We start from the raw sequence: 12,735 nt of genomic DNA on the forward strand, positions 1-12,735 counted from the left end.
TGCCTGCGGTTTGACAGACCGCTGTGGGATTTCTCCTTTCCGGCATTGATTCTGTACGGCAGAGGAATTTCGCCTCTGAATTTGAGATTTGAGTTCTCTACGATATTTTCTTGATATATCAAGTGCTATCGCATGGTGCTTTTCGTCATAGCTGTCTGCTACGACTTATGCACAACGTTTCGCACGATTTTTGTAATTATGGCTCTCATCCACGAAAAGCCTGTCCACGCCAAGCTGCTCAAAGGTCACTACATTATCTTTCCTTGATGCATCATTCAGCTTTTCAAGCCTTGTAAGAAGTGATTTTCTTGATTTCTCCATCTGCTTAATGGTGTAACGTTCCCCGTTGTCGGCTTTTGCCTGTGCAATGGCAAGCTCTATCTCATCAATCTGCCTTTCAATAATGGCTACCTGTCTTTCCTGCGAAAGTGGAATTTTCTCAAACTGACTATGTCCGATAATAACCGCATCATAATCTCCCGTAGCTATTCTGGAACAGAATTTCTTACGGTTGGCAGGCTCAAAGTCTTTCTTTGTTGCAGCAAGGATATTTGCTCCGGGATATAACCGCAGAAAATCACTTGCCCATTGCTCCGTCAAATGGTTCGGAACCACAAACAGGCTCTTTTGACATAATCCAAGGCGTTTGCTCTCCATGGCTGCCGCTGTCATTTCAAAAGTCTTTCCAGCTCCCACACAATGGGCAAGCAGGGTATTATCTCCATAAAGTACATGAGCCACTGCATTTTTCTGGTGGGGCTTTAACTCAATATCCGGTGTCATGCCGGGGAATTTCAGATGTGAACCGTCATATTCCCTTGGTCTTGTGGAATTGAAAAGCTGGTTGTATTTTGCCACAAGTACCTGTCTGCGTTCCGGATCATGGAACACCCAGTCCTTAAATGCTTCCCTTATGGCTTCCTGCTTCTGTGATGCAATGGTGGTTTCTTTCTTATTCAGGACTCTCTTTTCCTTGCCGTCCTCCTCTATGGTATCGTAAACACGGCTGTCCTTTAAATTAAGGGAATCCTCCAGAATGGTATAGGCATTTCTCCGGCTTGTACCATAGGTCATATTTACAAGGGAATTTCCATAGTCCGCATTTTTGCCCTTTATGTTCCACTGTCCTGTCACATCGGAATACTGGACTCCTACGACATTCCTGTCTAACAAATGCTGCGGCGTTTCAAAGGTCTCCCTCATAAAATCCTCAATATACTTCGGGTCAATCCATGTGGCACCGATACGCACCTCAATCTCGCTGGCATCCAGTTCCTTCGGCTGTACCTGTGTAAGTGCCTGCACATTCACGGCGTATTCCGGGTGGCTCTCTGCATAGACCTTTGCTGTTTCCAGCTTGTCACGGACATTTCCACTCAGATACTCATCCGCTGTTTCCCATTGATCCGTCAATGGGTTCTGGAATATAATTCCTGTCAGCTCTTCCTTTACCGTATCCACATCTTTTCCGGTCAGCTCTGCCATGTAATCGAGGTCAACCCTTGCTTTTTCCGACAAGGATACTGCCAATGCTTCACTTGCCGTATCCACACTTGTGACAACCTCTGCCTTTTTAATGGTACGCTTCGTGAACATATCCGCTTTGCCCTTGAAATTGCCCTCATCGTCCAATTTTTCCAGAGAACACAACAGACAATAGCTGCTGTCCTGATTAAATGCTCTTTTGTTGGTCTGCGAGTTGATCAAACCGTGTTTCTTGGAAAAAGCATCATATAAACTGTTTAACTCCGCCTGCTTTTCCTTGATTACCGTATCCGGATATTCTTCTAATTGCAGATTGATAAGCTCCTGCGTACAATTTCGGATACCCACCATGCCCTTGATACGTTCCTGCATGGAATCGGACATATCCACAGGCTTCATAATGGAATTTTCACGGTAATACACCCTATCGTCCACAAGAGTGTAGCTGTAATTCTTAACATCCGGGTCCGCCGGAATGGTGGTATCCGCAAGCTCATCTGCCAGTTCATCCAGCTCCACCGCTTCTATCTCTCCATCAATATGGCTGACCGCTTCCTGTAGCTGCTGTGCAAATGGTCTTGTGGTATCGGGCATACAGGTACTTTCCATACCATACGGTCCGCTGACCATTTCCATTTTTCCCACAATCATCTCCGGATGTTCGGCAAAATAGCTGTTCATGGCAATGCCGTTCTCATCCTCTGACAGATGCACCCAGTCCGGCTCCAAATCCATCACACGGTCACGCTTCTTTAAGAACAAAATATCAGAAGTAACCTCTGTTCCAGCATTTTCCTTAAATGCCGTGTTAGGCAGTCTGACCGCACCCAGAAGCTCTGCTCTCTGGGCAAGGTATTTTCTGACTTCCGGACTTTTCTTGTCCATTGTTCCCTTGCTGGTAACAAAGGCAACTACACCGCCGGGGCGAACCTTATCCAAGGTCTTTGCAAAGAAATAGTCATGGATTAAAAAATTCTGCTTGTCATACTGTTTATCCGCCACCTTATACTGTCCGAATGGCACATTTCCGATTGCCACATCAAAGAAATCGTTCGGATAATCTGTCTTTTCAAAGCCTGTGATTTTAATGTCGGCATTCGGATATAGCTGCTTTGCAATCCTTCCCGTAACGCCGTCAAGCTCCACGCCGTAAAGTCTGCTCTCCTGCATCTTCTCCGGCAGCATTCCGAAGAAATTTCCGATACCCATTGCCGGCTCCAGCACATTTCCTTTTTCAAATCCCATTTTATCCAAGGCATCATAGATACTGCGGATTATGGCAGGACTTGTATAATGGGCATTTAGGGTACTCTCCCTTGCTGAAGCATACTCCTGTTCCGATAACAGTCCCTTTAATTCCTGATATTCATTTGCCCAGGCACTCTTGCTTTCATCAAAGGCATCCGCAAGCCCACCCCAGCCAACATACTGAGATAAAATCTCCTGTTCCTCCGGTGTTGTGATACGGTTCTTACTTTCTATTTTCTCCAGTGTGCGTATGGCTTCCACATTTCTGCGGAATTTTTCCTTTGCAGTACCAATTCCTAAAGCATCATCCGTGATACGGAAATTGACAGCTCCGGTCTTATCAATCTGCGGTTCTGCCTGCTTCACGGGTACTTCGATATCCGGCTCTAATGGAGTATCTGACACTTCCTCCGGCTTTTGGACATCCTGTCCGGAAGTTTCCCTATTTTCTCCAGACAGCTCATTTTCTTTCTGGCTAAATTCTTTCCATACCCTATCTGAAACTGCCAAAAAATAAGGAGACTCATCTTCCATAATACTGAACTGAATCTCCTCCATATCCTCTATGCTCTTTGCCCCTGCTATTTTATCATGGTATTTAAAATACAAGGCTTCACGGCTGATAATATCCTCAAGACGCTCAAGTTCCGGCTCAGACATCCGTTCCCAAATATCATCCTTCTGCGTATGAATGGTAAAACCTTCCCCGTCATCGTGATGCTCTAAGGTATATTGCAAAGTGTCATGTTCCCCACGAATATCACATTCAAAATCATAAACCGTGGTTCTGGTTCCTGCAGAATACTCCCTGTTAATCAGAACCAGATTTTGCACATCCTCTGCCGTTAATGGTGGTTTCTCAACACCTTCAGGATAATCTTCACTTCCTTCAATCTGTGTAAACACCTCTGTTTCGTGATGGTCTATATCCCTTTTCGTCATCTCGTTGAGATAATCTTCCTCGACTTCTCCCCGCTGTGGCTGATAATCGTACTCAAAGGCAACACCATTTACCTCTGCATAAAAAAATTGATTATCTGTTACGGAATTTCCAAGCACATAGGTTTCTTCCTCAGTCCCCCATTCATCGACTTTGATGCACTCCTGTCCATCAATCGTGATTTTCTCAGCCGCCTGTGCTGCAAGCTCTTTCTCCTGCTCGATATACCGTCGTGTCTGGTTGATAAATCCATTTAATACAGCAGGGTGGGAATCCACAACCATATCCTCATTTTTCACCATGGCATAAGGCTCAATGGCTTTTGCCCACTCCTTATTCTCCGGAGAAAACCGTCCATCCTGTCTTTTGTGCATGACAGAATTGGCAAGCACATAGCTTACTCGTTCCGAGCCATATTCCTGAATGACTCCCTCCGCTGTATCCTTTGGCAGACGATACCCGTCAAACTTTTCAGCAATTGCCTTTTCAATGGCATTCTTACAGGCTACCTTGGTTTCATGCTCCATCTTTGCCTGTGCCTGCTCCAAAGCCTTCTGCTCCTGCTCCACTCTGTACTGTGCATAGGCTTCTTTTCCTTCCGGAGATAAATACTTATCTTCTTCAATGAGCTTTCGGATACGTTTCTCCACAACCTTCCAAGACAAAAGCACCTCTGCGTATGGTTTTCCGATATTTCCCTTTTGCAGTTTTATTCCTTTTGCATCGTGATCCTCATAGCTGTGGTCAGCTCCGGCAAGTGCATGAGTACTACCGCCTGTTCCATACTCATTCTTTAAGAAATTTGCTGCTTCTTTGCTGTCATGCCCTTCCTTAAAATAATCATAAATGCGGAAAGACCCATGTGAAAAACCGCTCCCCCTGCCAAGCCTATGGTCAATCTCCTCCTGCGTGATAAAATCCTCGTGCTTAATTTCCACATGTTCAGCAGCTGGAAATGTCAGCTTGTCTACCAGAAGATTGTCGAGTTCGGCACGAAGCTCCTCTTTGGGCATAACAGAACGGAAACGCAGGCTTTTTTCTCCGGTTTCAAGCTGATGCAGAGCATGATCCATGTGGGCAGCTATCCTCTCCACCTCTTCCGGTGTAGAAAGAAGTTCCACCAGTCTTGCATGGGCATCCGGGTAATTGCCTGCCTTTAGCTCCAGTTCTTCCGGCATTTCTCCCATACCGTCACGGAAAAAGAAAAATAAATGGTTTGCAATCCTGCCACGCTCTACCTCATCCACAAGATAAGCTTCATTTGCACCCATATATGTGCCATTCTCTACCTGCCTGCGGATATTCTGCTCAATATCTTTCCATTCCATCGTAAGTATCGGATGCTCCGTTGCTGATGTACCGTATCCAACACGCATGCCACCTTCATCAAACCATACGGCTATCTCCTTTCCGTCAAACTCAAAACCTTTTCCGGTGGTTCCATACTCTTTTTTCAGAAAGACAGTCATTTCCTCCGGTGTCTTTCTCTGCTGGTACTTGGCATAAATACGCTTGCGGCTGTCATCCCTGCCTCCGCCGCTTCTTAAAATATCATCAATCTGTTGCTCCAGCAGTACAAAGCCTGTCGGCATAACACTTTTTTCTTCTGCCTGCTTCATGGCAATGTTGCCGACCTGCTCCGAAAACATGGTAAAAAGATCAAGCTGTTTGAACATCCCGTCTGTATCAATCTGCTCTGCCACTTCCCCCGGAAGTAAATAGACACCATCCTCGATATAAGAATTGACCCAGTATCTTGCATCTTCCCATGACAACCTGCTCTCTGCTTCACGGGTCAGATAATTGCCTTTCCACATGGTAAGCCCGTCCTCATCAGCTCGATACCCGGCTCTTACATCCCCAATATACAGCTCTGTAAATTCCTCCATCCGGAAAGAATTTTTCAGATACTCCGTCTGTAAAACCGCATCCTGCTCTGACTGGAAATATCCCGCAATCTCCGGTCTTTTATGGATAAGGTAATTATCAAAACATAAAATTCCTTTCTGAAGCTCCGTGAAATCTTCGGTTTTATCCGAAAAAGAACCGGATAATGAATTGCTGTCACTATCCGGCTCCTGCATGGTAATATTCGCTTGTTCCTCACTGCTTAAATGTAGATCAGTTCTGTCAGCACGATTTCCTCCGCTGAGTGTCTGATGTTGTTCATCTTCGCTACCCAGCGCATCTGATCGGCTGCTTTCAGTTCCTCGTTCACTCCCTCCGACTTCGCCATCTGTCCGGTCAGCATTTCCATTCTCTGCTCTGCCTGCTCCTGTACCTGCAGACAATGTGCTTTCAGTTCCCCTGTCAGTATCATTCCCTGATAAATCCCTCTCCTGTGCTGCTTCAGAAAGTTCTTCCTCATCAGTCCGTACTTGGTCAGTGCCTGTTCCGGCTCCTCGTTCGCTGTCAGGTTCGGAATCAGATAATCCCCGTTCTTTTCGTATGTCAGTTTCATTGGCAATGCCCTCCATTTCTGTATGATTTTCAGTTTCCTTTGGTTTTTCTATTGTCGTTTTACTTTCACGCTTTAAAGCATTATAGTCTGCTTCTGGTGCATTTGCAAGTCCTTTTTCAACATTTTCTTCATGGCTTCCAATATGCTCCCCAGCCACTTTTTCTCTTGCCTTATTTGAGGCATTCTGCCTTGCAATCTGGCGTTCGTATGCCCCTATTGTCCTTCCAATTTCCATAAGCAGGGGCTTACACATTTCCGTAGTTGCATTTCCAATGACAGCTAATGACTTTGTATTATTAAATTCGTGGATATATTCAAAATTCATGTCATCTTTCCACAAATCCATATCGGCACCGCATCGGGATAGCAGGGTAAAGGAAATACTGGAAGCCAGCGTTTCCCTCAACCTGATTCCGAGATTCAGTTCATCCAGATCATCAAGGAAACTGCCCTCTTTCACATAGTTCAGCTCCGGTAAAAGTTCCTCATAATAATCCTGGGCAATCCTGTCAGCTATCTCCATAATCCTCTCTTCAAAAGGCATATTTACATCGGTTCCACCATAAGTCTTTTCAAGCTGTGCAAGCACAGGAGCCTTATGTTCCTCCTTAAGTTCCCACAGATTTGGGTCACGCCCGATTCTTCTTGCCTTATGCACATCTGATACATCAAAGACATATTTTAATCTCGGACGTTCGCTGTCCGTATCAATCAGGGCAATTCCTTTCGCTCCACGGTTGACCCAGCAATTCATCTTTTCATTCCACGTTTCCAGCGAAGCACAGGCTGTAGCATCCGGTCTTTGGGCGTATATTAACATCTGCTCGTTAAAGGGATATTTATACAGTCTTGCAGCCGTGGTCAGAAATCTGGTCCATTCATTTTCGTTTTTAACAATATCTCCTGCTGTCATTTCTGCCAGTGCAGATATATAATGATATTTTCCTGCCATAGATACTCCTTTCGATTCAATTTCTCCTAATAACAGAAAAGCAGCCCAAAGTGGCTGCCTTCCTGTGTATTATGTATGAAGTGGCTAAATCACCGCTTCTTTCTTTTTATCTGCTGTCGGTTGTTTCCTGTCAGCATCCATCTTCATCACATCATTTTTCTTTTCTGTAAGTCTCTCTTTTAGTGAAGGACGTTCTTTTTTCTCATCACGCTTTTCCTCTTTCTGTTTTGCACGTTCCTCTGCACGGTCACTGCGAAACAGCTCATGTTCTTTTGCATCATATTCATACACATGATCTGAAAGTCGTTCCTCTGGTGCTACCTGTGTCTGGTTCACTTCCTGCACCATCTGTTCAAGGTCTCTTAACTCCATTCCGGCATCTTTCGGGATAATCAGCGTTTCATGCACAGATGAGGGCAGTACATAGAAGTCTCCAACCTTGTCTGCAATTTCCTGTCTGGTATCATCATTTAATATAGTGGCAGCTCCATTTACCTTCGTGTCATTTGTCAGGACAAACATTGTATCAGGAACATCCGGTATCATCTGGGATGCCATTTCTCTTGCCTCTGATATATCCATATCATTATCCCTGGCAATGTCCCCAGCCATCATTTCTATAATGGTCTCGCTCATTCCCTTGAAGCTGTATGGTTGCAAAACATCCATGTTCAAAAGAGCCTGTTCGTGCAACTTCTCAAGGGTAATCCCATATCTGTCCATCAGATTATCTGTAATCGTTATGGTTGCAGTACCTTCCGCATTTTTGTCCATTAAAATCTGATACACAACCGCCAGATCTTCCACCTTGGTGTATGGTTTATCCTCAAGGAACTGCCTGTTGGCTTCCTCATTGATGAGCTTGCACACAATCTTGTCTTTTACGTTATCAAAATCAGTAACCGCAGATACATCCATATCATGGTCAATATAATGTGCCTGATATGTGGCTGCAATCTGCCCAAGCACATCATCCATCTCAGCTCCATCCTGTATCTGCTCAAAATACGGATTCAGATATACGGTTGGAGAAATATTGCTTTCTTCCGTCCGGATTGTCAGACCATCCAAAACACAATCATTATTCTTTACTACCTGATGAACAGAAACCGTTGCATCTGCAAATTTCTCCGGTAAAAAGTCCTGTATCTGCTCTTTTACCTGTTCTACAAAATCCTTATATTCCATTACTTTCTCTCTCCCTTCCCGGTATTCTTCTGTGATTTGTCTGCAAGCTTTGATGCTTTCGTTCCATACAACTGATAACGCTTCATCATGCTCTGCTTGCTTGCTTCCGCAATTTCTTTTTCTAACTGTTTCATTCCTGGTTTCCTCCTTACTCTGCATGTGTTCCAAAAGAAAAAGATGTATTATCCTGTTTCTTTGTACTGAATTTTGCTTTTACATCTGCTACCTTATTTTCTAAAGCACCAAACATAGCCTCTACCTGCTCCGCTGTATATTCATAGGCGGACCTGTTGGCAAGGTGTTCCAATCTTCCAATCGCATCAATCGCTTTGTTCATGCGGTATTCTCCAAGACGGATGAACTTCTCCGCTTTGGTTTCATTATTCTTTGCCGCAGGCTCCTCATCCTGTGTTCCGGCTCCGTTTACAGTTACATTTTCATTTACTTCATTCATGTTCGTATCCTCCATTTTCTGTGCTGTTACTTACTTCTTTTTGCAAACTCCAGCTTGACCTTATACTGTGAGCCTTTGATTTCCTTGCCATCTTTGGTATAGGAATAATCCTCAATTCCTTCTGGAATCAGGTAAGCATCGTAAGTGCCTTTCTTTCCCTTTAAACCCTTGACGAAAGTCTTTTTCCCCTCCAGCATACTCTTAATCTGCGTATCGGAAAGTACAGTCCCCATAGCCTTGCCGACATTCATACCACACTTACTTTTGCAGTAAGCTCCATATTTTCCCTTTACCACATCCCCGCCACATTTCGGGCATTTTCCAAGGGCTTCCTGTGCGCTCTGATTTCCTCCAAACATGGATTTCTGTTCGTCACTAATGCTGTGATAAGTCTGCACAAGGTTCTTTACCATATCCGCAATTCCATCCATAAATTCCTGCATGGAATACTCGCCCTTTGCTACAAGGGTAAGGGCATTTTCCCAATCAGCGGTAAGTTTTGGGGACTTCACCACATCGGGAAGCACCGTAATCAGCTTCATTCCGTCCTCTGTGGGGATCATCTGCTTTTTCTCACGCTTCACAAAACCATCCTTGACTAACTTCTCGATAATGTCCGCTCTGGTGGCAGGTGTGCCGAGTCCTTTACGCTCCACATCATCTCCCATATCTTCACTTCCGGCTCGCTCCATTGCAGATAAAAGAGAATCTTCCGTAAAGTGCTTCGGCGGTGTGGTGTAATGCTCGCTAATTTTCGTCTGTACCCCGTCAAAGGTCTGCCCCTCGGAAAGCTCTGGAAGCTTCTTATCCTCCTGCTCTTTCTCTTCCGTGGTCTTAAAAGAACGCTTAAAGGCATCTTCAAAATCTTTCCACCCGTTTTTTAAGACCGACTTGCCGGAAGTTGTAAAGGTGTAACCGCCACAGGAAAGATCTGCCTTGACCGTTTCATACAGATGTTTCTCCCCTGTAGCACACAGCAACCTGTTGGCCACAAGGGATAAAATCTTTCGCTCCGTTTCCGGCAGAGCTGCAAGGTCAGCTTTTGCAATCTCCATGGTAGGGATAATCGCATGGTGGTCTGTGACCTTTTTGCTGTTTAACACACGCTTAATATCCGGATTGAACATCCTATTTTCCTCAAACAATATGGAACCAAAAATTGCTTCAATCACATTTCCGGCTGTCTGCTCCATATCATCAGACAAATACTGACTGTCCGTTCTCGGATAGGTACACAGCTTCTTTTCATAAAGACTCTGGGTGTACTCCAAAGTCTGTTTTGCAGTAAACCCGAATAAGCGGTTGGCATCCCTCTGAAGCGTGGTAAGGTCATAGAGCTTCGGCGGTGCCACCGTCTTTTCTTCCTTTGTCACAGACGTAACAAGAGCCTGTCCGTTCAGACAAGCTCCTGCAACATTTTCTGCTTCTGTTTTACTGTCAATCCTCTCTGTGACCGCATCCACGCCGCCGCAAAGGATATGAGCCATAAAATACTGCTCTTTCTTGAAATTCATAATCTTTGCTTCACGTTCCACAAGCATTGCAAGGGTAGGTGTCTGTACCCTGCCCACCTTTAGCACCTTGCCGCCATATAAAACGGTAAAAAGCCTTGTACCGTTGATACCCACAAGCCAGTCCGCTTCCTGTCTGCAAAGTGCGGAATGGTATAAATGATCATAGTCACTTCCCGGCTTTAAGTTCTCAAAGCCTTCCCTTATGGCACTTTCCTCCATAGATGAAATCCATAAGCGTTTCATCGGTTTACTGCATCCCGCCTGTTCATACACCAGACGGAAGATAAGCTCTCCTTCCCGTCCTGCATCCGTGGCACATACCACGCTGTCTACTCTTGTATCATGCATCAGCTCCTTTAATACCCTGTACTGAGCAACCGTGTCTTTCTTGACCTCATGCTTCCAATTCTCCGGTATCATAGGCAGGCTGTCGTATGTCCACTTTTTCCATGCATCAGAATAGGCATCCGGCTGTGCCAACTCAACCAGATGCCCTACGCACCATGAAACAATAGAACCGTTTCCCTCCATGTATCCGTCTTTTCTTTCATCTGCACCAAGCACCTTGGCAATTGACTGTGCCACACTTGGCTTTTCCGCTATCACTAACTGCATTATTCTTCCTCCTGTTCCTCAAAGAAATCATCATCCGAACTTCCCTCTGATTCCTCATCTTCGTTCTCATATTCTTCGTTATCTTCCTCGTCCTCATCTTCGTCCTCGATGAAGTCCTCTTTCTTTTTGCGTACTACCTTGAAATAATACGCACCTCCGATTACTGCCACTGCAAGACCTCCCATCAGGATATAGGAAATCATAGGATTTGCCTGCTCTTTAACCTCTGTTTCTTCCGATTCCTCAGTGCTTTCTGTATCTTCTTCTGTTCCCTCTGTATCTTCCGCAGCTTCCTCCTGCTTATTTTCCTGTTCTGCATTATTATTCGGCAATGTACTTTCAGAAGTCGGGATTGCAGACTCTAATGCGGCAGAGTTTTTCGGTAAGGTCTCGCTGTTATCAGATGTGGTATTCAGCAAGTCATTTTCCGTAATCTCTGTCAGGAAATAGGCCATTTCTTCCTCACCATCCCTGTCGATAATCAGATAAAACACCTTGTCCGATGCCGTCTGAATGGTATAAAATTCCTTGCCCTGCCCGGACTGCTTACTCTCCTTATCCTCATTCTCTCCTTTCTCCGAAGCATCCGCTTCCGCCATTGCCTGCTTTTTCTGCTCCGCAGGACTTGTCTGTGAAGTGGTATTTCCATCACTGTCTGTCTTTGTATGCTCTGTTACGGTTCCCGTGGCACTTCCCGGCTTAGTAGCTTCTGCATTGACCGGAAGCTGTTCTGCCGGATTTTCATCACTCTCATCTGCCGGGTCTTTGTAGTATGGATTTTTCGTCTTGTAGACCTCCGACATATTTCCGGCATTGTCCATTGCAGAAATGGTAAAATACTCATACCCCGCATCAAATTGCTGCAGGCGGATATTCAAAGTTCCGTTTGTAAGGTCTGTAAATTCATATCCGTTGACATAGACTGCTTTCGCTCCGGAATCCGTATCATGTACCTGTACACTCAAAAGTCCGTCACTGACCGCAGCATTAAGCGTAGGCTTTGTGGTGTCAAAACATTTGATTGCACGGCTTCTCTCATAGGTATGATCCTTCTGGTCAGTGACCTGCACATACACCGTACAGTTTTCAGAAACCTCCAGCTTTCTGTCCTCTGTCACATCCGTCCAGCTTCCATTCTGTCCTACCTTCGCCTGAATCTTGGCAATTTCAAAATTTCCTGTGTGTGCCACATCCTCAACCGTAAATGTCACGGTTGCTTTGTCATTATGCCACCCATCCGGCTGATTGATCTGGATTGTGACATTCGGCTTTTTATATGCACAGAGCTTATAATCTTTCACGCATACTTCGCAATTATGGTCGTATTCATACGCACCACATTTATCCTCACAGGTACACTCCGGTTCTTTTACATCACCACCGGATACCGTATGCTCTTCCGTGCTGTTTTCTTCAGAACCGCTTTCTGTTTCCTGCTCTGTATCATTCTCGGTTCTGTTTTCCTCAGAACTACTTTCCGGCTCTGTATCCTCCGCATGAACACTCACTGCATAATTCCCGTTCATGGCAAATCCCAAAGCGGGCATACAGAATAAAACCGCTGATAAAACAAGCGATAACACTGCCTTAGATGATAGTTTCATTTTTTTCATGGCTTACTGCCTCCTTTTCTGATTGTTGTGTCTGTTCTTCCTGTTCCTTTTTCTTTAACAGATGCAGAATTTCTTCCTCACTGACTTTGTTCAGTAAAATCAGCCGTTCCAGAGAGATTTTATTTTTCTCAATGAACTTCATCTTCTCCGCATCCTCTGCCATCTGTAACTGCTCCTCTAAGTCCTTCTGCCTTGCCTGCAATCCTGCAAGCTGCTCCCGGACTTTCAGAAGCTCTTTTTCAATTCTTTCCTTTGTCATTTATCC

Annotated in this window: 8 protein-coding genes; all 8 read right to left on the reverse strand. The window is 44.9% G+C overall.

What is annotated here, in order from left to right; genetic code table 11:
* Positions 1-165: 165 nt before the first annotated feature.
* On the reverse strand, positions 166-5,757 hold the full coding sequence (locus BN3656_RS13040) for a DUF3849 domain-containing protein (RefSeq protein ID WP_347461141.1): 5,592 nt from the start codon (positions 5,755-5,757) through the stop codon (positions 166-168).
* Between the two features lie 26 nt (positions 5,758-5,783).
* Positions 5,784-6,134, reverse strand: coding sequence for a TnpV protein (locus BN3656_RS16915; RefSeq protein WP_347461143.1), 351 nt, complete (start codon positions 6,132-6,134; stop codon positions 5,784-5,786).
* 1,036 nt (positions 6,135-7,170) lie between these two features.
* Positions 7,171-8,274 (reverse strand): DUF5688 family protein, encoded by a 1,104-nt coding sequence (locus BN3656_RS13045; RefSeq protein WP_066548940.1) that lies wholly within the window; start codon positions 8,272-8,274, stop codon positions 7,171-7,173.
* Positions 8,274-8,408, reverse strand: coding sequence for a hypothetical protein (locus BN3656_RS17005; protein ID WP_278284413.1), 135 nt, complete (start codon positions 8,406-8,408; stop codon positions 8,274-8,276). The genes BN3656_RS13045 and BN3656_RS17005 overlap by 1 nt, the downstream gene beginning before the upstream one ends.
* A gap of 14 nt (positions 8,409-8,422) precedes the next feature.
* Entirely contained in the window at positions 8,423-8,728 is a 306-nt protein-coding gene (locus BN3656_RS13050; protein ID WP_066548941.1) for a hypothetical protein, read from the reverse strand.
* Positions 8,729-8,754: 26 nt separating this feature from the next.
* Complete coding sequence (locus BN3656_RS13055; protein WP_066548943.1) at positions 8,755-10,857, reverse strand: type IA DNA topoisomerase; 2,103 nt, start codon at positions 10,855-10,857, stop codon at positions 8,755-8,757.
* Positions 10,857-12,470: a CD1107 family mobile element protein gene (locus tag BN3656_RS13060; protein WP_066548944.1), complete on the reverse strand. Its 1,614-nt coding sequence runs from the start codon at positions 12,468-12,470 to the stop codon at positions 10,857-10,859. The genes BN3656_RS13055 and BN3656_RS13060 overlap by 1 nt, the downstream gene beginning before the upstream one ends.
* Positions 12,445-12,729, reverse strand: a complete 285-nt coding sequence (locus BN3656_RS13065) for a cell envelope biogenesis protein TolA (protein WP_066548945.1) — start codon at positions 12,727-12,729, stop codon at positions 12,445-12,447. The genes BN3656_RS13060 and BN3656_RS13065 overlap by 26 nt, the downstream gene beginning before the upstream one ends.
* Positions 12,730-12,735: the final 6 nt, after the last annotated feature.

Source organism: Clostridium sp. AT4, from assembly GCF_001517625.2.
Taxonomy (GTDB): domain Bacteria; phylum Bacillota; class Clostridia; order Lachnospirales; family Lachnospiraceae; genus Enterocloster.

Excerpts from the sequence above, each read along its gene's own strand:
- BN3656_RS13040 (WP_347461141.1), bottom strand. The coding sequence starts at position 5,757 with ATGCAGGAGCCGGATAGTGACAGCAATTCATTATCCGGTTCTTTTTCG.
- BN3656_RS16915 (WP_347461143.1), bottom strand. The coding sequence starts at position 6,134 with ATGAAACTGACATACGAAAAGAACGGGGATTATCTGATTCCGAACCTG.
- BN3656_RS13045 (WP_066548940.1), bottom strand. The coding sequence starts at position 8,274 with ATGGAATATAAGGATTTTGTAGAACAGGTAAAAGAGCAGATACAGGAC.
- BN3656_RS17005 (WP_278284413.1), bottom strand. The coding sequence starts at position 8,408 with ATGAAACAGTTAGAAAAAGAAATTGCGGAAGCAAGCAAGCAGAGCATG.
- BN3656_RS13050 (WP_066548941.1), bottom strand. The coding sequence starts at position 8,728 with ATGAATGAAGTAAATGAAAATGTAACTGTAAACGGAGCCGGAACACAG.
- BN3656_RS13055 (WP_066548943.1), bottom strand. The coding sequence starts at position 10,857 with ATGCAGTTAGTGATAGCGGAAAAGCCAAGTGTGGCACAGTCAATTGCC.
- BN3656_RS13060 (WP_066548944.1), bottom strand. The coding sequence starts at position 12,470 with ATGAAAAAAATGAAACTATCATCTAAGGCAGTGTTATCGCTTGTTTTA.
- BN3656_RS13065 (WP_066548945.1), bottom strand. The coding sequence starts at position 12,729 with ATGACAAAGGAAAGAATTGAAAAAGAGCTTCTGAAAGTCCGGGAGCAG.